Origin of the sequence: Mucilaginibacter antarcticus (assembly GCF_042686155.1) — a bacterium.
In the GTDB taxonomy this organism is placed as follows: domain Bacteria; phylum Bacteroidota; class Bacteroidia; order Sphingobacteriales; family Sphingobacteriaceae; genus Mucilaginibacter; species Mucilaginibacter antarcticus.
Genome location: NZ_JBHUON010000009.1, coordinates 73,843 through 93,482, shown reverse-complemented (window position 1 = coordinate 93,482; position 19,640 = coordinate 73,843). Strand labels below are relative to the sequence as shown.

Annotated in this window: 18 protein-coding genes and 5 tRNA genes; 4 read left to right on the top strand and 19 right to left on the bottom strand. The window is 42.7% G+C overall.

Annotation, left to right across the window (positions count from 1 at the left end; genetic code table 11):
• Positions 1-29: 29 nt before the first annotated feature.
• From rpoB to rpsU, 16 genes are all read right to left on the bottom strand, one after another.
• Entirely contained in the window at positions 30-3,833 is a 3,804-nt protein-coding gene (gene rpoB, locus ACFSYC_RS09525; protein WP_377126288.1) for a DNA-directed RNA polymerase subunit beta, read from the bottom strand.
• 224 nt (positions 3,834-4,057) lie between these two features.
• Entirely contained in the window at positions 4,058-4,441 is a 384-nt protein-coding gene (gene rplL, locus ACFSYC_RS09520; RefSeq protein ID WP_191176019.1) for a 50S ribosomal protein L7/L12, read from the bottom strand.
• A gap of 60 nt (positions 4,442-4,501) precedes the next feature.
• Positions 4,502-5,020 (bottom strand): 50S ribosomal protein L10, encoded by a 519-nt coding sequence (gene rplJ / locus ACFSYC_RS09515; protein ID WP_377126285.1) that lies wholly within the window; start codon positions 5,018-5,020, stop codon positions 4,502-4,504.
• Positions 5,021-5,022: 2 nt separating this feature from the next.
• On the bottom strand, positions 5,023-5,721 hold the full coding sequence (gene rplA, locus ACFSYC_RS09510) for a 50S ribosomal protein L1 (protein ID WP_377126282.1): 699 nt from the start codon (positions 5,719-5,721) through the stop codon (positions 5,023-5,025).
• Positions 5,722-5,749: 28 nt separating this feature from the next.
• Entirely contained in the window at positions 5,750-6,190 is a 441-nt protein-coding gene (gene rplK / locus ACFSYC_RS09505; protein WP_377126279.1) for a 50S ribosomal protein L11, read from the bottom strand.
• Positions 6,191-6,317: 127 nt separating this feature from the next.
• The gene (gene nusG, locus ACFSYC_RS09500) at positions 6,318-6,860 is read right to left on the bottom strand and encodes a transcription termination/antitermination protein NusG (RefSeq protein ID WP_377126276.1); all 543 of its coding nucleotides are present in this window, start codon (positions 6,858-6,860) and stop codon (positions 6,318-6,320) included.
• 12 nt (positions 6,861-6,872) lie between these two features.
• The gene (gene secE / locus ACFSYC_RS09495) at positions 6,873-7,067 is read right to left on the bottom strand and encodes a preprotein translocase subunit SecE (RefSeq protein WP_377126273.1); all 195 of its coding nucleotides are present in this window, start codon (positions 7,065-7,067) and stop codon (positions 6,873-6,875) included.
• A gap of 21 nt (positions 7,068-7,088) precedes the next feature.
• A tRNA-Trp gene (locus ACFSYC_RS09490) sits at positions 7,089-7,159 on the bottom strand.
• 114 nt (positions 7,160-7,273) lie between these two features.
• Positions 7,274-8,461: an elongation factor Tu gene (tuf, locus tag ACFSYC_RS09485; RefSeq protein WP_377126270.1), complete on the bottom strand. Its 1,188-nt coding sequence runs from the start codon at positions 8,459-8,461 to the stop codon at positions 7,274-7,276.
• Positions 8,462-8,523: 62 nt separating this feature from the next.
• Positions 8,524-8,595, bottom strand: a tRNA-Thr gene (locus ACFSYC_RS09480).
• An 84-nt stretch (positions 8,596-8,679) separates the two neighbouring features.
• Positions 8,680-8,752: transfer RNA gene (locus tag ACFSYC_RS09475), tRNA-Gly, on the bottom strand.
• Between the two features lie 78 nt (positions 8,753-8,830).
• A tRNA-Tyr gene (locus ACFSYC_RS09470) sits at positions 8,831-8,911 on the bottom strand.
• A 66-nt stretch (positions 8,912-8,977) separates the two neighbouring features.
• Positions 8,978-9,050, bottom strand: a tRNA-Thr gene (locus ACFSYC_RS09465).
• Positions 9,051-9,410: 360 nt separating this feature from the next.
• The gene (gene hpf / locus ACFSYC_RS09460) at positions 9,411-9,758 is read right to left on the bottom strand and encodes a ribosome hibernation-promoting factor, HPF/YfiA family (RefSeq protein ID WP_377126267.1); all 348 of its coding nucleotides are present in this window, start codon (positions 9,756-9,758) and stop codon (positions 9,411-9,413) included.
• A gap of 12 nt (positions 9,759-9,770) precedes the next feature.
• On the bottom strand, positions 9,771-10,655 hold the full coding sequence (locus ACFSYC_RS09455; RefSeq protein WP_377126264.1) for a tyrosine-type recombinase/integrase: 885 nt from the start codon (positions 10,653-10,655) through the stop codon (positions 9,771-9,773).
• A gap of 87 nt (positions 10,656-10,742) precedes the next feature.
• Positions 10,743-10,937, bottom strand: a complete 195-nt coding sequence (rpsU, locus tag ACFSYC_RS09450) for a 30S ribosomal protein S21 (RefSeq protein WP_144248316.1) — start codon at positions 10,935-10,937, stop codon at positions 10,743-10,745.
• A gap of 172 nt (positions 10,938-11,109) precedes the next feature.
• On the opposite strand from rpsU, the gene ACFSYC_RS09445 reads away from it, so the two are divergent.
• The 4 genes from ACFSYC_RS09445 to ACFSYC_RS09430 all read left to right on the top strand — a co-directional run bounded on the left by ACFSYC_RS09445 (position 11,110) and on the right by ACFSYC_RS09430 (position 15,562).
• Positions 11,110-12,690: a PAS domain-containing sensor histidine kinase gene (locus ACFSYC_RS09445; protein WP_377126260.1), complete on the top strand. Its 1,581-nt coding sequence runs from the start codon at positions 11,110-11,112 to the stop codon at positions 12,688-12,690.
• Positions 12,691-12,759: 69 nt separating this feature from the next.
• Positions 12,760-13,611 carry a methylated-DNA--[protein]-cysteine S-methyltransferase gene (locus tag ACFSYC_RS09440; RefSeq protein WP_377126257.1) on the top strand — a complete coding sequence of 284 codons (852 nt, stop codon included), beginning with the start codon at positions 12,760-12,762 and terminating at the stop codon, positions 13,609-13,611.
• Between the two features lie 368 nt (positions 13,612-13,979).
• On the top strand, positions 13,980-14,891 hold the full coding sequence (locus ACFSYC_RS09435; protein ID WP_377126254.1) for an alpha-ketoglutarate-dependent dioxygenase AlkB: 912 nt from the start codon (positions 13,980-13,982) through the stop codon (positions 14,889-14,891).
• A 170-nt stretch (positions 14,892-15,061) separates the two neighbouring features.
• Positions 15,062-15,562 carry a hypothetical protein gene (locus tag ACFSYC_RS09430; protein ID WP_377126252.1) on the top strand — a complete coding sequence of 167 codons (501 nt, stop codon included), beginning with the start codon at positions 15,062-15,064 and terminating at the stop codon, positions 15,560-15,562.
• A gap of 224 nt (positions 15,563-15,786) precedes the next feature.
• On the opposite strand, the gene ACFSYC_RS09425 is transcribed toward ACFSYC_RS09430, so the two are convergent.
• The 3 genes from ACFSYC_RS09425 to ACFSYC_RS09415 all read right to left on the bottom strand — a co-directional run bounded on the left by ACFSYC_RS09425 (position 15,787) and on the right by ACFSYC_RS09415 (position 19,630).
• Positions 15,787-16,959 (bottom strand): acyl-CoA dehydrogenase, encoded by a 1,173-nt coding sequence (locus ACFSYC_RS09425; protein ID WP_377126249.1) that lies wholly within the window; start codon positions 16,957-16,959, stop codon positions 15,787-15,789.
• Between the two features lie 323 nt (positions 16,960-17,282).
• Positions 17,283-17,957, bottom strand: coding sequence for a transposase (locus ACFSYC_RS09420; RefSeq protein WP_377126247.1), 675 nt, complete (start codon positions 17,955-17,957; stop codon positions 17,283-17,285).
• 413 nt (positions 17,958-18,370) lie between these two features.
• A complete protein-coding gene (locus tag ACFSYC_RS09415) occupies positions 18,371-19,630 on the bottom strand; it encodes a glycoside hydrolase family 71/99-like protein (RefSeq protein ID WP_377126244.1) in 1,260 nt (419 codons plus the stop codon).
• Positions 19,631-19,640 lie beyond the last annotated feature (10 nt).

The following is a 19,640-nucleotide window of genomic DNA, read 5'->3' as shown; positions in this document are numbered from 1 at the left end:
AATAATTCAATCCCTCAATAATTCAATAATTATTCTAAAGTGATATCCAAACCTAGTCCTCTTAATTCATGAACCAATACGTTGAATGATTCAGGAACTGAAGGCGTTGGCAGGTTTTCACCTTTAACGATAGCCTCATAAGTTTTGGCACGGCCAACAACATCATCCGATTTAACGGTCAATATTTCCTGCAGTATGTTTGATGCACCAAATGCTTCCAATGCCCAAACCTCCATCTCACCAAAACGCTGACCACCAAACTGGGCTTTACCACCCAATGGCTGTTGTGTAATTAATGAGTATGGGCCGATAGAACGCGCGTGCATCTTATCGTCAACCATGTGACCCAGTTTTAACATGTAGATAATACCTACAGTGGTCTGCTGGTCAAAACGATCGCCTGTTAAGCCATTGTATAAATAGGTACGGCCTGACTCTGGTACGCCTGCTTTTTTAACCCAACCCTCAACCTCTTCGTGGCTTGCACCATCAAAAATTGGGGTAGCAAATTTAATGCCCAGCTCTTTACCAGCCCAGCCTAAAACAGTTTCATAGATCTGGCCCAAGTTCATACGTGATGGTACACCCAGTGGGTTCAACACGATATCAACTGGTGTTCCGTCTTCTAAGAAAGGCATATCCTCGTCACGCACAATACGTGCTACAATACCCTTGTTACCGTGACGGCCCGCCATTTTATCACCCACTTTAAGCTTACGCTTTTTAGCGATGTAAACTTTAGCCATTTGAACTATACCTGATGGCAATTCATCACCTACGCTGATAGCAAATTTGTCACGACGGTAAGCGCCCAGCTCTTCATTTAACTTAATGTTATAGTTATGAAGCAATAATTTTATCAGGTCGTTCTTCTCATCATCAGTGGTCCATTTAGTTGGGTTGATGTTTTCGTAAGGTAACTCTGTTAAAATTTTCTGAGTAAATTTAACGCCCTTAGGCACCAAAAGCTCTTTGTATACATTGCTAACACCTTGTGATGTTTTGCCGTTTACTATCTCAAATAACTTTTCAATCAAAGTATTTTTAAGATCTTTTGTCGCTTTATCGTGTTTGATATCTAATTTTTCAATCTGTGCTTTTTCTTCTGCCTTAGTAGTTTTCTTAGCACGAGAGAACAATTTAGTATCAATTACAACACCAGCGATTGAAGGAGGAGTTTTTAAAGACGCATCTTTAACATCACCCGCTTTATCACCAAATATGGCACGTAATAATTTCTCTTCCGGTGATGGGTCTGACTCTCCTTTTGGAGTGATCTTACCTATCAGGATATCGCCTTCTTTAACCTCGGCACCTACACGGATGATACCGTCTTCGTCAAGGTCTTTAGTAGCTTCTTCAGATACGTTAGGGATATCAGGTGTCAATTCCTCTTCTCCACGTTTAGTATCACGCACCTCTAACTCAAACTCTTCTACGTGAAGTGAAGTAAAGATATCTTGAGATACTACGCGCTCAGAGATTACAATCGCATCCTCAAAGTTGTAACCTTGCCAAGGCATGAAAGCCACTTTAAGGTTACGTCCTAAGGCTAACTCGCCATCTTGTGTTGCATAACCTTCGCAAAGCACTTGTCCTTTTTCAACGCGTTCGCCTTTTTTAACAATTGGCTTAAGGTTGATCGTGGTACTCTGGTTGGTTTTCTTAAACTTAGTTAAGATATAACTTCTTGAATCGCCTTCAAAAGAAACCAAACGGTCCAATTCGTTACGATCATATTTAATTACTATCTGGTTTGCATCCACGTACTCAACTATACCATCGCCTTCGGCGTTGATCAGCGTACGAGAATCTTTCGCCACGCGACCTTCCAAACCGGTACCAACAATTGGCGCTTCAGGGCGTAACAAAGGTACGGCCTGGCGTTGCATGTTTGAACCCATCAAGGCACGGTTAGCATCATCATGCTCCAAAAACGGAATCAATGATGCTGCGATTGACGTGATCTGATTTGGAGCAATGTCCATCAAATCCAGTTTCTCCGGATCAATGATCGGGAAGTCACCTTCAAAACGGGCTTTTACTTTAGGCAATTCAAATACACCTTTATCATCATAATGCGCATTTGCCTGGCCAATAGTTTTACCATCTTCATCTTCTGCAGATAGGTAAATAACGTCCTCATTAACCTGTACTATACCATTAACAACACGTTTGTACGGTGTTTCGATAAAGCCTAAGTTATTGATCTTAGCATGTACACAAAGTGATGATATCAAACCAATATTCGGTCCTTCGGGAGTCTCAATAGTACACAACCTACCGTAGTGGGTATAGTGAACGTCACGAACCTCAAAGCCTGCACGCTCACGCGACAGACCGCCGGGGCCTAAGGCTGACAGACGACGCTTGTGCGTAATCTCTGCCAGTGGATTGGTTTGGTCCATAAACTGTGACAACTGGTTTGTTCCGAAGAACGAGTTGATCACAGATGATAATGTCCGTGCGTTGATCAGGTCGGTTGGTGTAAATACCTCGTTGTCACGGATATTCATACGCTCACGGATGGTACGGGCCATACGTGCTAAACCAACACCAAATTGAGCATATAACTGCTCGCCTACGGTACGCACACGACGGTTAGACAAGTGATCAATATCATCCACCTCAGCTTTTGAGTTGATTAATTTGATCAGATATTTAACAATCGCAATAATATCTTGCTTGGTTAAAACTTTGGTCTCGTCTGATGTATTTAATTTCAGCTTACGATTAATACGATAGCGGCCTACATCACCAAGGTCATAACGTTTATCAGAGAAGAACAAACGATCAATGATACCACGAGCAGTTTCCTCATCAGGTGGTTCGGCGTTACGTAATTGACGGTAGATATGCTCAACCGCTTCTTTCTCTGAGTTTGAAGTATCCTTTTGTAAGGTATTGTATATAATGGTGTAATCACCGCTGGTAGCAGCATCTTCTTTGTTTAAGATGACGGTTTTAACACCGGCATCAATGATCATGTCAATATGATCATCTTCTAACACGGTTTCGCGCTCCAGGATAATTTCGTTACGATCAATAGAAACAACTTCACCGGTATCCTCATCCACAAAGTCTTCAACCCATTTCTTTAAAACTCTGGCAGCCAATTTACGGCCGATGAATTTTTTAAGACCTGACTTGCTAACTTTAACTTCGTCGGCCAGTTCAAACAATTCTAATATATCTTTATCAGAATCATAACCAATGGCACGTAGTAAGGTAGTTACCGGGAATTTCTTTTTACGGTCAATGTAAGCATACATTACGTTGTTAACGTCTGTAGCAAACTCGATCCATGAACCCTTGAATGGGATAACACGGGCTGAATACAATTTTGTACCGTTAGTGTGGCGGCTTTGGCCAAAGAACACACCTGGTGAACGGTGTAATTGCGATACAATTACACGTTCAGCACCGTTAATAACAAATGTACCTTTAGGTGTCATGTAAGGGATGGTACCCAAATAAACATCTTGCACAATGGTTTCAAAATCTTCGTGCTCAGCATCATTACATGACAAGCGAAGTTTTGCTTTTAACGGTACACTGTAAGTTAATCCGCGTTCAATACACTCGCGTATATCGTAACGTGGCGGATCAATGAAATAATCAAGAAACTCCAGGACGAAGATGTTTCTTGAATCTGAGATCGGAAAGTTTTCGGCAAACACTTTGTACAAGCCCTCTTTATGACGGTTGTCTGAAGTAGTTTCTAATTGAAAAAATTCCTGGAAAGATTGCAACTGCACATCCAGAAAATCGGGGTAATCAAGTACCTTTCTGCTGGTTGCAAAGTTTACTCTTTGATTTTTGTTGTTTGCCAAGGTATTTTAATTTTAGTTAATTTAACTTTTTAAGACTTGAGCTTTTGGGCACTGAGATATGAGATATTCTTGAAAAAATATTGCTTGACATTCGCCAATTTGCAAACAGTTGAGGATCTCATATCTCATATAACTGTCTCAAATCTATTATCAAACCTTTATAAACAGCAATAGACCCCGACCATTTATAGGTCGGAGTCTGATGCTATACGGGTAGTGGTTAATTATTTAACCTCAACTACTGCTCCGGCTTCTTCTAATTGAGATTTTAAAGATTGAGCTTCTTCTTTAGTTACACCAGTTTTAACTTCTTTAGGTGCACCGTCAACAAGATCTTTAGCTTCTTTCAAACCTAAACCTGTTAAGTCTTTTACTAATTTAACAACAGCTAATTTTGAGCCACCTGCTTCTTTCAGGATAACGTCAAATGCTGTTTGCTCAGCAGCAGCAGCAGGAGCGTCATCGCCACCACCAGCAGCAGGTGCAGCAGCAACAGCTGCAGCAGCTGGCTCAATGCCATACTCGTCTTTTAAGATCTGAGCTAATTCGTTTACTTCTTTTACTGTCAAGTTTACCAACTGTTCAGCAAATGCTTTTAAATCCGCCATTATATTATGTTTTTTACTTTAATGCTTTGTATTTTAATATCAAACTTTAAGGTGTCTGAATTAACCTCTTTCTTGTAATGTTTTAACTAATCCTGCCAATGTGTTTCCGCCTGATTGTAGAGCAGATATAACATTTTTCGCTGGTGATTGCAATAGTCCGATGATCTCGCCAATTAATTGTTCTTTCGATTTCAATTTGATCAATGTATCTAATTGTTCATCGCCAACAAATATTGCTGAGTCAATGTAAGCTGCTTTTAAAATTGGTTTGTTACCTTGTTTTCTCAACTTCTTAATCAGCTTCGCCGGGGCAGTTGCTGATTTTGAGAAAAGTATAGATGATGAACCTTTTAAAACGTCAAACATTGCTGTGTAATCACCGCCGGCCGCCTCCATAGCTTTTTTAATCAAGCTATTTTTTGCCACTTTCATCGTAATGTCGCTGTCGAAACATTGACGACGGATGTTGTTGATTTTTGCAACTGTTAACTCTGAAGTATCGGTAATATAAAAATTACCAAATTCCTTCATTTGTTCAGAGAGGGCAAGAACAAGGTCGTGTTTTTCTTCTTTATTCATGATTAAATTCCCGCTACTGATTTTGTTTCTACTGTTATCCCCGGAGACATAGTTGAAGAGATATGAATGCTCTTAAAATATGTTCCCTTTGCTGATGATGGTTTTAATTTAGAGATAACCTGCAATACTTCTAATGCATTCTCATAAATTTTTTCAGCAGGGAAAGATGCTTTACCTATTGAGGTATGGATGATACCGGTTTTGTCAACCTTGAAATCGATCTTACCACCTTTTACCTCAGTTACAGCTTTAGCTACGTCTGTAGTTACTGTACCTGACTTAGGGTTAGGCATTAAGTTACGCGGACCAAGCACACGGCCTAATCTACCTACTTTAGCCATAACACTTGGCATTGTGATGATAATGTCAACATCAGTCCATCCACCTTCAATCTTGGCGATATAGTCGTCCAAACCTACAAAATCTGCACCTGCATCTTTAGCTTCTTGCTCCTTATCCGGAGTACAAAGAACTAATACACGTACAGTTTTTCCGGTTCCATGAGGCAATGTTGCAATACCACGTACCATTTGATTGGCTTTACGGGGGTCAACACCTAAACGCACATCTATATCAACTGATGAATCAAATTTGGTTAAAGTTAATTCTTTAACTAAAGATGATGCAGCTTCTAATGTGTATGATTTATTAGCCTCAATTTTGGAGAGCGCCACTTTTTGATTTTTTGTTAATCTAGCCACTGTCTTAAACTGATTTGTATAAATTTAATTAATTCCAGGGTGCCGTACCTGATACGGTTATCCCCATGCTGCGGGCAGTACCTGCTACCATTTTCATGGCTGACTCTAATGTAAACGCATTTAAATCAACCATTTTATCTTTGGCAATAGTTTCAACCTGATCCCAATTTACATTGGCAACTTTTTTACGGTTTGGCTCTGCCGAACCACCTTTTAAACCTGATACTTCCAATAATTGGATAGCTACAGGAGGTGTTTTAATGATAAAATCGAATGACTTGTCTACGTAGACAGTAATAAGTACAGGCAACACTTTACCAGGTTTGTCCTGGGTACGTGCATTGAACTGCTTGCAAAACTCCATGATGTTTACCCCTTTTGCACCCAATGCTGGGCCAATTGGAGGTGATGGATTTGCGGCGCCGCCTTTTACTTGCAGCTTAACCATCGCACCGACTTCTTTTGCCATTTTGCTTTGTTATTTAATTATCAATGTTATAAAGTGGAAGCTAAGTAACATTTTTTATCAGGTTGTGACACCCAATGTCTTTGTTTATATAAAATCCGGGGCTTTTTGTAAAAGCTCCGAAATAAAACTATTCTTTCTCTACCTGCATGTAATTCAACTCGAGCGGCGTACGACGACCGAATATCTTTACCATTACTTTGAGTTTCTTTTTCTCTTCGTTAACCTCTTCTATCACGCCGCTAAAGCCATTGAAAGGACCATCCATTACCTTAACGTTTTCGCCAACGTAATATGGAACATTCATGGTTTCGCCTTGTGCTGTCATCTCATCAACCTTACCTAAAATACGGTTAACTTCTGCCTGGCGTAAAGGGATAGCGTTGCCGGCCTTATCACCTAAGAAACCAATAACGCTGTTTATGTTTTTGATAATGTGCTCAAGCTCACCATCTAACTGCGCTTCCATTAGCACATAACCCGGAAAATAGTTACGCTCTTTAGCTATCTTTTTTCCGTCGCGCATTTGGTAGTACTTCTCTGTAGGTATTAAAACCTGAGGCACTAAATGACTTATACCTAAGCGAGAGACTTCAGCATCAACATATTGTTTTACCTTTTTCTCTTTACCGCTTATGGCGCGCACAACATACCATTTCAATTGATCACCCATTCTTATTTAATATTAAGCTAGTGAACTATAAAACTTGTTAAGCAAAAGGCCAATTAGCTGATCCATACCAAATATAAGCATGGCAATAATAACTGCCGCTATCAATACCAAAACCGCGCTGCTTTGTAACTCGCGCCAGGTTGGCCAGGTTACTTTTTGGGTAAGCTCGATGTAAGAGTCTTTTAAATATTCAGATACGTTAGCCATTCTTTATTGTTTGCTATTATGCACGGGAACAAGGATTCGAACCCTGATCAAAGGTTTTGGAGACCTCTATTCTACCGTTGAACTATTCCCGTGTAAACCTTCAATCTCCTGAAGGAACATTATAATATTGATAAAGTACCCTGGCATTACGCCGGGGTACTTTACAAAAAAATTAACCGTTTTTATTTCCCTTTAAGGGGTTGAAATTAAGCAACAATTTCAGTTACCTGGCCAGCACCTACTGTTCTGCCACCTTCACGGATAGCGAAACGTAAGCCTTTTTCCATTGCAATAGCGTTGATCAATTTTACGTTGATGGTAACGTTATCACCTGGCATAACCATTTCAACACCTTCGTTCAAGGTAATTTCACCTGTAACGTCTGTTGTACGGAAATAGAATTGCGGACGGTATTTGTTAAAGAACGGCGTGTGACGGCCACCTTCTGCTTTTGATAATACGTAAACTTCTGCTTTGAAATCAGTGTGTGGGTTAACAGAACCTGGTTTGCAAATAACCATACCACGACGGATATCAGTTTTTTCAATACCACGTAATAATAAACCTACGTTGTCACCAGCTTCGCCACGGTCAAGTATCTTGCGGAACATCTCAACACCTGTTACGGTTGATTTCAAGTTCTCAGCACCCATACCTAATATATCAACCTGCTCACCAGAGTTAATCACACCACGCTCGATACGACCAGTTGCAACAGTACCACGACCAGTGATCGAGAATACGTCCTCAACAGGCATCAAGAATGGAAGCTCTGTTAAACGTGGAGGAATTGGAATGTAGTTATCTACAGCATCCATCAATTCCATGATTTTACCAACCCATTTCGGATCAGCATTTAAGCCACCCAAAGCTGAGCCTTGAATTACAGGGATATCATCACCAGGGAAATCATAGAATGAAAGTAGCTCACGGATTTCCATTTCTACTAATTCTAATAATTCGGGATCATCAACCATATCCACTTTATTCATGAATACAACTAATGAAGGTACACCTACCTGACGAGCCAAAAGGATGTGCTCGCGAGTTTGTGGCATCGGACCGTCTGTTGCAGCAACCACGATGATAGCACCGTCCATTTGAGCAGCACCAGTAACCATGTTTTTCACATAATCCGCGTGACCCGGACAGTCAACGTGTGCGTAGTGACGTTTAGCTGTTGAATACTCAACGTGAGCTGTGTTAATAGTAATACCACGTTCTTTCTCTTCAGGAGCTGAGTCGATTGAATCGAATGAACGAGCTTCTGAAAAACCCGCGTCAGCTAATACTTTAGTGATAGCCGCTGTAAGAGTTGTTTTGCCGTGGTCAACGTGACCGATTGTACCGATGTTTAAATGCGGTTTACTGCGGTCAAACTTTTCTTTTGCCATGATTTATTTAATTATTTGTAGGTTAATTTATATTCTTTTCTTAATAACGTTTATTAACGCTGAGCCAACAATGGGATTTGAACCCATGACCTCTTCCTTACCAAGGAAGTGCTCTACCCCTGAGCTACGTCGGCTTGTTTTCTAGTCTTAAGTGCAAAGTTTTCAGTTTGAAGTTATTAAACTATCCACTGCGAACCGTGTACTGCCAACCTTTATAGAGCGGAAGAAGAGGTTCGAACTCTCGACCTATAGCTTGGAAGGCTATCGCTCTACCAACTGAGCTACTTCCGCTTAAAATAAGTTTGCAGTTTACAGTTTCAGCCGGTAGTTAAACTACCGGCTGCTACCGCAAACTGCTTACTTAAAATGTGGGGGGAGAAGGATTCGAACCTTCGTAGCCGAAGCAACGGATTTACAGTCCGTCCCATTTGACCGCTCTGGTATCCCCCCGTTTGTTGATTTCGGATTTATGCTGTTCAAAGTTGAAGCTAAACACCACTCTTCCGAAATTAACAGAGCCTCCTATCGGGATCGAACCAATGACCTACTGATTACAAGTCAGTCGCTCTACCAGCTGAGCTAAGGAGGCTTATTTTATACCTTGATTTATGTTTGGTCACGTAGACCATCCAAATAATTGATCGGCGAAGATGCAATTAATTTATCAGGGTTGAAAATATTTATTTTAAAGAACCTTCCCTCTAGTTGATGAAGTGCGTTACACACCTCTCTGAAAGGGATTGCAAATTTACAAATAAATACTCCCTAACAAAATTTTTTTCTAAAAAAAAGTAACAGAGTTTGGGGACCCGGATTTTACAGATTTTTTATGGCTGATTTACAGCAGGAAAGGATTTTTGAGGCTAACAAAATTGATTAAAATAGATAACAAAAAAGCCGGCAACCACTTTAGGGTCGTCGGCTTTTCTTATAATTTTATCTAAATAATTTAAAACTCTTCTTCGTCCGAAGCTAGTACAACTTTCCTCACCTCTTCGGCGGCAATTTCTTTCTTAGTTTTATGCTTAGCTATTTGCTTGCGCAAGCTTTCTATAGCAAGGTCGGTCGCCTCTTCAAAAGTTTTGCATTGCTCTTTTGCAAAAAGCACATTGCCCGGCAGGCGCAACTTAAATTCACTAATTTTATTTGCTTCGTTGTCTACGTTCTCAAGCTTTAAATAAACCTCTCCGCTTATAATACTATCATGAAACGTATCCAGCTTGTCTGCCTTGCGCTGTATAAATTCTAATAATCCCTTGTCTGCAGTAAAATGAATTGATTGCACTGTAATTTTCATGATTCCTCCTTTTTATGCCTTTGGATGGGCTAGTTTGTAAATAGACTTTAATCTTTCAACAGAATTATGCGTATAAATTTGGGTAGCACTCAGGTTAGCATGGCCAAGCAATTCTTTTATCGCATTCAGATCAGCGCCAGCGTTTAGCAAGCTGGTAGCAAACGTGTGCCTTAACACATGCGGGCTTTTTTTGCTTTGGGTTGATATGTTTGATAAATAATGCTGCACCGTTAGATAAATAAGTTTTGGATATGCATTTACCCCTTTATCAGTAACGATCAATGTTGATGAATTGTTACTGAAATTTTCACTTTTCTTTAACGCGCTGTATTTCAGTAACAATGTCCGCAGTTCGTGGTTTGTGGGGATAATGCGTTCTTTGTTACGTTTGCCTAAAACTTTCACCGTTCCGTCGTAATAGTTTACATCAGCCTCTTTAACACCCAGTAGCTCTGCCAGGCGCATGCCGGTACCAAACAGCATCTCAATAATGAGTTTACTGCGCACCGTTTTAAAAGTATCGGCCTGATCATTATCAAGGGCGGCAACCAGTTTGTCGGTTTCAATAACAACCGGTAAGTGCTTTGGTACTTTCGGCGTATTTATTTTTGATGCTGGATTTACAGTAAGCTCCCCTTCTTGCACTAAAAACTTAAAGTATTTGCGCAGGGTGGCAACTTTTCTATTAACAGAGCGCGGGATAAGCTGCTGACTCATTAGCTCAACCATCCAGTTGCGTATCAGGTGGTGCGTAATTTGGTTGGGGTGCGTTACGGTTTCATCAGGATAATTAAGAAAACTGATGAACTGTTCAAGATCTGACCGATAGGCAGATACAGTATGCGGTGAATACCGTTTTTCGAATTGAATATATTGTATAAAGCGGCTTAAAAACATAAAAACTATTTGCGCATTCAGTAAAATGAATGTACAAATAGTTTTATATATGTCTACAAGAAAAACTGAATTTCTTTTTACAAAGAATTAAACAGTTGTTTCAAGGTTCATGTTTTGTTTGTAAATGGCATGCTTGATCTCGTGACGACGAGATACAGATTTCTTTTCGAATGCCTGACGGCTGCGTAGTTCGCGCAACACACCGGTTTTCTCAAATTTCTTCTTAAAGCGTTTTAATGCTTTGTCTAATGATTCGCCTTCTTTAACGTTGATAATGATCATAATTCCAATATACCTCCTTTCAGGGAGGGCAAATGTAGATATAATGTTTTGATTTACAAATAGGTTTTTTAGAAATAAGTCAGATCCCAACACATCTGCCAAACCTTTTTACACCATTCCTGTTTAACTATCGATATTTACCCCTCCAAAACAACAACTACCCTATTATTAAATGAGTACAGACACCGGCACCAAGGCATCATACACCAATTACTTAAAAGGTGGTGGCGAAATGGGGCAGCTTATCCGCGAATTTAACTGGAGCTCAACCCCCTTAGGGCATCCCCAGGGATGGTCGCAAAGCTTATTAACCACGCTTAGTATTATACTGAACGCTAAGTTCCCGATGTTTTTGTTTTGGGGGCCCGATTTGATACAGTTTTATAACGATGCTTATCGCCCAAGTTTGGGCAATAACGGGAAGCATCCTACAGCACTTGGCCAGCGCGGTGAGGATTGCTGGCAAGAGATCTGGCCTTTTATAAAGCCCATTATTGATAATGTATTGAGCGATGGTGACGCTGCCTGGCACGAGGACCAACTACTACCTATATATAGAAACGATAAACTAGAAGATGTTTACTGGACATTTAGCTATAGCAAGGTAGTTGATGAAACCGGCAACCCGGCCGCCGTGATGGTTATATGCAGCGAAACCACCGATAAAGTCGCATCGTTCGGTAATATCGAATCAGCCAAAAAGGAGCTTGAGTTTGCTATAGAGGCTGCCGATCTGGGCACTTGGGACTTCAACCCAACTACCAATACCTTTCTTGGCAATCCGCGCCTTAAACAATGGTTTGGTTTGGAAGAGCATGAAGAGATTAACCCTGACATTGCCCTTGCCGCGATGATGCCAGAAGACCGCGACCGGGTATCCGCAGCTATTGAAAAAGCATTAGAAAAAGGGTCAGACGGCAATTATAACATCATATATACCCTACAGGATCGCGAGGGCAAAAAACGAATTGTTGAAGCCACCGGTCGCGCTAAATTCGATGCCGAAGGCAATGCACACCAGTTTAGCGGGATACTGCAGGACGTTACCGAAGAGTATCAGCTACAGTTGCGTAAAGACGAGTTTATAAGTGTGGCCAGCCATGAGCTTAAGACGCCTATCACCTCGCTCAGTGCATCTATGCAGATACTACAGAAGTTGGTAAAGACTGACCCCGCATCAGACAAAGTCCCGATGTTCGTAAACAAAGCCAGCAACAACCTGGGTAAGCTGATTCATTTACTTGACGACCTGCTTAATGTGACCAAAATACAGCAGGGCCAGCTATCGCTCAACATTAACCGCTTTGACCTTGTAGAACTGATTAAGGATTGCTGCGACCATATCAACCCGGTTAACGAGTACGAGTTTGTGTTTTTGGGCGATGAGGAATTGATGATTTACGCCGATTACCGGCGTATTGACCAGGTGATGATCAACCTCCTGGGCAATGCTATCAAGTACTCGCCATCATCAAAGCGGATAGAGATAACGGTTATGCATGATGATGACCGCGCCACCGTTTGCGTGCGCGATTTTGGCATCGGTATCAACCCGCAGAAGCTGCCGCATTTATTTGACCGTTATTACCGTGTTGACGCCTTTGGACACCAGTTTTCGGGCTTGGGCTTAGGGTTATACATTAGCTCAGAGATCATTAACCGGCACAACGGCAAGATAGGCGTAGACAGCACCGTGGGCAATGGCAGTAACTTTTGGTTCTCCATCCCTATAGACGACACAGCGTCGCTGTAAACTCCGCAAGAAACGGGTTTGGCGTTGTTCTGCAAGGCAGTACATTTGTGCTATTAAATGATAACTATCATGGACACGCAGAACCAAATCGATTACAACCGCATAGCACAGGCCATAGCCTATCTGAAGCTAAACTATAAGCAACAACCCACCCTCGAGCAGGCTGCCGAACATGTAAACCTCAGCCCCTTCCACTTTCAGCGTATGTTTAAGGATTGGGCCGGCGTAACACCCAAGCAGTTCTTGCAATACCTGAGTATCGAGCACGCTAAGAGCATCTTGAAGGATAGGCAGGCATCGCTGTTTGATGCTGCTCTTAATACCGGCCTGTCGGGCACGGGCCGTTTGCACGACCTGTTCATCAAGATTGAAGGCATGACACCGGGCGACTACAAGAATGGCGGCGAGCAGCTGGACATCAACTACAGCTTTGCCGAGAGCACCTTCGGTACCATCATTGTAGCATCAACAGCCAGGGGCATTTGTTATATGGCCTTTGTTGATGGCAGTAACGATGACGCATTCGCCGCGTTGCACAGGCTGTTCCCCAACGCCAACTACCACCAGTTTGTTGATGCTATACAGCAGAACGCGCTCTACATCTTTACGCAAGACCGGAGCAAGCTGCAGGACATCAAACTACACCTTAAAGGCACCCCCTTTCAGCTTAAGGTTTGGGAGACTTTGCTGAAGGTGCCGGTTGGCGCATTGGTTACCTATGGGGGCCTATCAGCCAACCTGCAAAACCCGAATGCCAGCCGTGCAGTTGGGTCGGCGGTAGGCGCTAACCCGGTGGCCTTCCTTATCCCCTGCCACAGGGTTATCCGCTCCACCGGCGAAACCGGGCAATATCATTGGGGCAGCCAGCGCAAAAGCGCTATGCTAGGCTGGGAAGCGGCGAAGGCTTTTGCAGAGGTATAGCGTTGTTTGTTTCACGAGTGTGTGATACAGATGAAACAAGTGACACAAGATTTTTGATTAACTTACTGATATATAATAATTTACAAAAACGGCGTGAAACAAAATGAAACAAGATTTTGATCTAATTCACTGATATAAAGCATTTTGCAAAGCGCCACAATGCAACAACTTTTAGGTCATCTATTTTCTGTGTAAAAGAACTTTAATTACCTATTAATCAAATTATTATAAAACAGGCTTGTATTGAGATGAAACAAGACAGAAGGGCTGAAAATCGAGGTTAGGATCAGGCTTTTCGCTCGAAAGCCCTCTTCAGCCGCTTGACCTAATCCGCTCCAACTCAAATAGCCGAACCAAACTATTAAGGCATGATCAATCATACAGATTTAGGCGATAAACCTTTCACACATTTCCGCGCTTTGCAGGCTTTGATTATTAAAGGCGACATAAGCCTGGCCGGATATCGCAAAAATAAAATATACGGTACGTTAACCTGCAAAGCCGGCAAACGGATAAACCCAGAGAACCGGATTTTTTTCAAGGACGAGGACGAAGCTATTAACGCGGGCTACCGTCCATGTGGCCAGTGTTTACCCGGCAAATATAAAGAATGGAAGGCTGAAAACTTAGTAAAACCCCAGCCTTCGCCCACAAAAAAAGAACAATTTAATTGGCAAAATATGGCACTATTTACAACAAATAGCAAGGACAACATACTACCCTACGACGGAATTACAAATTACTACGGCCAGGTTGTGGATACGGCGCGGGCTGACCGTTACCGCGATATACTGCTGGACACCATCCAGTGGAAAAACGATGAGGCCGTTATTTTCGGCCGTCACATTATTACCAAACGCAAAGTGGCCTGGTATGGCGACGAAGGTTACAGCTACACCTACTCAAACACTACCAAACACGCCCTGGGCTGGACCAAAGAGTTGCTGGAACTTAAAGCACTGGTAGAACAACTAACAGGGCAGCAATACAACTCGTGCCTGCTTAACCTGTATCACACCGGCGATGAAGGCATGGCCTGGCACAGCGACGATGAAAAAGCATTGGGGAAAGACACCTCCATCGCGTCGCTCAGTTTTGGCGCCGAGCGTAAATTCGCGCTTAAGCATCGCGTAAGCAAACACCCCGTAGCGCTCATGCTGGCACACGGCAGTTTACTGGTTATGAAAGGCACCACGCAGACGCATTGGCTGCATAGTTTGCCAAAATCTAAAAAGGTAACTGCGCCCAGGGTTAACCTGACTTTTAGGACGATGGTGTGAGTGGATACGTATAGTAGCGAATGTGCAACAAAAAGCCAATAAAAACGGGCTTTTAACATCTTTATTTTGCGGGATAAAATTTATTAAAAATGTGCGCTGATTTTGTTTAAACGATGAAATAAGACAAAATTTCTGCCGTTATCAGTGCTCATATTTAAACACTTTATCACATGAAAAAAACTCTCGCACTGGCTGCGGCAATGTTACTTGCCGGGCAATTTGTAAACGCGCAAACGCAAAAAGGAAAACAAAATTTTGGGCTTAGTGGCATCTATCAACATAGCACCAATTCAAATGGTAACCTTAATTCTGCTACAGCTTATCCGGCTGATCAGGTATCCAAATCAACTTTTGCCAATATCGGGCCAAGCTACGGCTATTTCATAGCCGACGATTTAGAATTAGGTGGCGCTTTATCTTACACTTACAACCGGCAAACTAATGATTATTACAGTTTCCCTACTACCAATTTCAACGAAGCCAAAACCAATTCATTTGGGGTAAGTGCATATTTTAGAAAATACGTTTTGTATCAAAATAAAATTGGTTTCAGAACAGGGCCTTACGCAGGCTATCAGTGGGGCAAACAAGACTATAATTATATACCCGGTACAAGTTATGGTAGTAAATATACCAGCTACAATGTAGGGGGTAACTTTGACCTTGTATAGTACCCAACCCCACGGTTCGGTATAGCAGCAAATATTGCCGATTTAAATTACTCAAGCAGTAAAACAAGTAATGCTAACCGTAATAATTATGCCGGCAGCCAAAATTTCAATTTCAGGTTTGTAAACAGTGGATTAGCCTTAAGCGTTTTTTATACCTTCGGTGGATAACAATACTAAATAACAGACTTGCGAAATTTTCAAAACTTCGTAAGTCTGCTATTGTTTTACCGTAATATCTCCCTGCTTATCACTACCTTTTGTATCTCAGACGTGCCCTCGCCTATGGTGCAAAGCTTAGCGTCGCGATAGTATTTCTCTACCGGGAAATCTTTGGTGTAGCCGTAGCCTCCAAAAATCTGTATAGCTTCTGTAGCACACCTTACCGCGGTTTCTGACGCGAAATATTTAGCCATGGCTGATTGCTTGGTAACGGGCAGATGTCGATTCTTCAGATCGGCAGCCTGCATAATCAGCAATTCTGATGCTTCAATCTCGGTAGCCATATCGGCCAGCTTAAAGGAGATTCCCTGAAAATTTGATATAGGCTGCCCAAACTGTTTGCGCTCTTTAGAATAAGCAACGGCAGCTTGAAAAGCCCCCTTGGCAATGCCCAATGACAGCGCGGCGATGGAGATGCGCCCCCCATCTAAAACCGTCATGGCCTGCAAAAAGCCTTGTCCTTCTTGTCCCAGTAAGTTTTCTTTAGGCACGCGGCAGTTGTCAAATATCAGCTCCGTAGTTTCAGAAGCGCGCATGCCAAGTTTGTTTTCTTTTTTGCCGTGAGTAAATCCCGGCGTACCTTTTTCTATCACAATAGCCGATATGCCGTGCGAGTCGCCCTGCGCGCCGGTGCGCACCATCACAACCGCAACATCACCGCTTTTACCGTGGGTAATCCAGTTTTTTGATCCGTTGATAATGTAGCTATCGCCATCTAATACAGCGGTAGTTGACATGTGCAAAGCATCAGAGCCCGTATTGGCTTCGGTCAGTCCCCATGCCCCTATCCATTCGCCGGACGCCAGCTTTGGCAACCATTTTAGTTTTTGCTCATGTGTACCCACGGCCAGGATATGGCCGGTACAAAGCGAGTTATGCGCGGCGACAGATAAGCCGATGGATCCGCATACCTTGGCTATTTCAACAATAACACTTACATATTCAAAATATCCAAAGCCCGAGCCGCCATATTCTTCGGGCACCAGCACGCCCATCATGCCTTGTTCACCCAATTTTTTAAAAAGTTCTACGGGGAAAGTTTGCGCCTCGTCCCATTCCATTACGTGCGGGCGAATGTTTTTTTCGGCAAAATCGCGCGCCATTTGCGCCACCATGGCCTGGTTGTCGTCAGTCGAAAAATTATATCCTGCGGATACATCAGTTAATAAAGTACTCATATTTGTTAGCGGTTTACACCTATCTAACGACTAAAACAAAGCTAAAGTTTGCCCCCAACCACCCGTAAAAAGGGACTGTTTGGGTATACGGTATAGATTTTATGTTTAGCTGATTTAAAAGGGTTTTTGTGGGATGTGGGTGGAGAAAATAATTTTACAAGGCCGTATGTAGAGACGCAATGCATTGCGTCTCCCGCTGACAAGTAAATAACATAAAGGCAGGCCGCATTATATCAATTCATGCAAATCCCTGTCGGCACAAGCAAACAAAATTACCTGTCCGGCGGGAGATGCAAAGCATTGCGTCTCTACGGATGGTGATGTTATTGATAAAACTTATCTGCCTGCCAATTTGAAGGATTATTGACAATGTAATCGGCTATCTTGATATATTCTTCGTTTGATTTAATGATATGGTCATGAAAACGCGGTTGCCAGTTAAACGGTATTTCCTTTTTCCTGGCGTAGGTTGTTACCGCTGCCTTAAAACCGCGAATAATCGAAGCAAGATTTTTGTATTGAGGCCCAAATTTATTTTTGATGTCAGACGTATTTTCGTTAATCGACGTAGAGACGCAATGCTTTGCGTCTCCCTGAGACAGGCTGCGCGATACGTCTCGGATATAGGCGATATCCCGAAAATAAGGGTCATTATAAGAATTTTCGCCTATATAAATTATCGCATGAAAATGATTCGGCATAACCACATATTCATTTAAAACTAAATTCATGTCTGGTCTTAGTTCGGGCGTTTTTAACCACTCTTGTTCTACCATTTTCCCCAAGGCTGATAACTGCATTATCGCATCGGCGGTAGGGGCAGTATGGTCCCGCTTGTCCGCGGGAGACGCAAAGCATTGCGTCTCTACGATATTGCCGAATAAAGGTTCTCTGTTTTGGATGCAGATGGTTACAAAATACAGCCCATTGTCAGCATAATTCCATGATTGTAAACGTGCAGGTGATATTCTGTATCTGTTTTTAAAAAGTTCGGTCATCGGGTTTGGTTTAAATTAACCGTGGTAATGGTAGAGACGCAATGCGTTGCGTCTCCCGCGCGATATTGCCAAATAATGCTCTCTGTTTTGGATACAGATGGTAATAAAATACAGCCCGTTGTCAGCATAATTCCATGATTGTAGACGTGCAGGTGGTATTCTGTATTTGTTTTTGAAAGGATCGGTCATCGGGTTTGGTTTAAATTAACCGCGGTAATGGTAAAGACGCAATGCGTTGCGTCTCCCGCGCGCAATGTGTAAAACATCACCTGCCGACTGGAAACGTAAAACCTTCTATAATCCTTGTTTTTCCTGTCTGTTGGGAGACGCAAAGCATTGCGTCTCTACAGGCGTTTGTCCCGTCTTACCTGTCGGCGGGAGACGCAATGCATTGCGTCTCTACATATTCATTGTTATTTTTTTAAACCTACCGGCAACGTAACCGTATTCTTAATCTTACCCCTTAAAACGTTACTGGTACCCTGCGCCAATTGCAAATACCAGTCGGACGGTAGCGATTGACCATCCTGATCTAATGATAAATACTTTTCGTTAGCGGGGCGCTCGGCAGCAGTTGGGGCAGCTTTGTACATAGCGGTACCCTCGTCTACCTCATCATACATGGCTATGTAAACCATGCTTACGCCAGCGTTTATAACGTTGTACGATTGATGCCAATAAAATTCGCCGCCCCGGCGCGGGATCTGGTTAAAAGGGCTCTTGGTGCGCCTTAAATTATACCATGAAAATCCCGGGAAGATCACCGGTAGGTACTCTATCTTGTGTGCATCACAATAGGCTTTATCGGGCACTACAGTACGGTCGCGAAATTTGTCGGCGCCCTTATCATCGCCAAAACGGCCAACCGCCCAAGGGCTGATAATGTCTATTTTATTGTATACCGCTTTCCAGTCCGCAGTGTGCGTTTGCCAGGTATCATTAATGCCCCCCATTATGGTGGCCTGGTATTTCTTGGGCGCGTTTTTATGGAACCAATCCAGTAAAGAGTCGCTTTGTGCAACAGTAGCAAATTGCGTATGGTCAAAGCCCAAACCCCAGATAGATAAAAGCGGTTTGCCTTTATGGTGCAGGTATGAGCTGCCTTTGGTAACCTGCAGCGAGTCGACCAGGAACATCCAGTCCTTCATCAAATCCTGTTTCCAGGTTGGGCCTGCGCCGGATATATCGTACATGATACAGTAAACGCGTTTGTATTTCTCGCTGGCCTGTTTAACATTGCGCACTACCTGGTTAAAATGGCGCGCGCCGCCACGGCCCTTAATATCTGTAACAAAACGCTGCTGAAAAACCCCATCAAGGTCATGCTCCATCATCCATTTAAAATGGAGGTCGACCGCACCATATTTATACGCCGAGTACAATTTAGCCGGTGAGCCGTCAGGATAGGTCATGCTGGTGGCTTCGAGCACATCTGCAGGGTATTCGCGCATATCGGGCCATAGGTCAAAATTGGCATTCTTTGCCTCGGGCTGCCTGCCGCCAAACCAGTGTCGCCAAACCCCATTGTTTGATCCGTCGTTAGGCGTTGCGTGCCAGCCCTGGTAGCCAAACATTACCTTTTTGTTAAGCGTGTTGGTGGTAGGCACATACTTTTGAGCCATAGCGTTCAGGCTGGCTAACACAAACAAACTGATAATGGTAATGCTTTTCATGGTTTTTGGG

What these genes read in the sequence shown, in the direction of transcription:
- rplL (WP_191176019.1), bottom strand. Translation starts at nt 4,441, where the DNA reads ATGGCGGATTTAAAAGCATTTGCTGAACAGTTGGTAAACTTGACAGTA.
- rplJ (WP_377126285.1), bottom strand. Translation starts at nt 5,020, where the DNA reads ATGAATAAAGAAGAAAAACACGACCTTGTTCTTGCCCTCTCTGAACAA.
- rplK (WP_377126279.1), bottom strand. Translation starts at nt 6,190, where the DNA reads ATGGCAAAAGAAGTCGGTGCGATGGTTAAGCTGCAAGTAAAAGGCGGC.
- nusG (WP_377126276.1), bottom strand. Translation starts at nt 6,860, where the DNA reads ATGGGTGATCAATTGAAATGGTATGTTGTGCGCGCCATAAGCGGTAAA.
- secE (WP_377126273.1), bottom strand. Translation starts at nt 7,067, where the DNA reads ATGGCTAACGTATCTGAATATTTAAAAGACTCTTACATCGAGCTTACC.
- tuf (WP_377126270.1), bottom strand. Translation starts at nt 8,461, where the DNA reads ATGGCAAAAGAAAAGTTTGACCGCAGTAAACCGCATTTAAACATCGGT.
- hpf (WP_377126267.1), bottom strand. Translation starts at nt 9,758, where the DNA reads ATGAAAATTACAGTGCAATCAATTCATTTTACTGCAGACAAGGGATTA.
- ACFSYC_RS09455 (WP_377126264.1), bottom strand. Translation starts at nt 10,655, where the DNA reads ATGTTTTTAAGCCGCTTTATACAATATATTCAATTCGAAAAACGGTAT.
- rpsU (WP_144248316.1), bottom strand. Translation starts at nt 10,937, where the DNA reads ATGATCATTATCAACGTTAAAGAAGGCGAATCATTAGACAAAGCATTA.
- ACFSYC_RS09445 (WP_377126260.1), top strand. Translation starts at nt 11,110, where the DNA reads ATGAGTACAGACACCGGCACCAAGGCATCATACACCAATTACTTAAAA.
- ACFSYC_RS09440 (WP_377126257.1), top strand. Translation starts at nt 12,760, where the DNA reads ATGGACACGCAGAACCAAATCGATTACAACCGCATAGCACAGGCCATA.
- ACFSYC_RS09435 (WP_377126254.1), top strand. Translation starts at nt 13,980, where the DNA reads ATGATCAATCATACAGATTTAGGCGATAAACCTTTCACACATTTCCGC.
- ACFSYC_RS09430 (WP_377126252.1), top strand. Translation starts at nt 15,062, where the DNA reads ATGAAAAAAACTCTCGCACTGGCTGCGGCAATGTTACTTGCCGGGCAA.
- ACFSYC_RS09425 (WP_377126249.1), bottom strand. Translation starts at nt 16,959, where the DNA reads ATGAGTACTTTATTAACTGATGTATCCGCAGGATATAATTTTTCGACT.
- ACFSYC_RS09420 (WP_377126247.1), bottom strand. Translation starts at nt 17,957, where the DNA reads ATGACCGAACTTTTTAAAAACAGATACAGAATATCACCTGCACGTTTA.
- ACFSYC_RS09415 (WP_377126244.1), bottom strand. Translation starts at nt 19,630, where the DNA reads ATGAAAAGCATTACCATTATCAGTTTGTTTGTGTTAGCCAGCCTGAAC.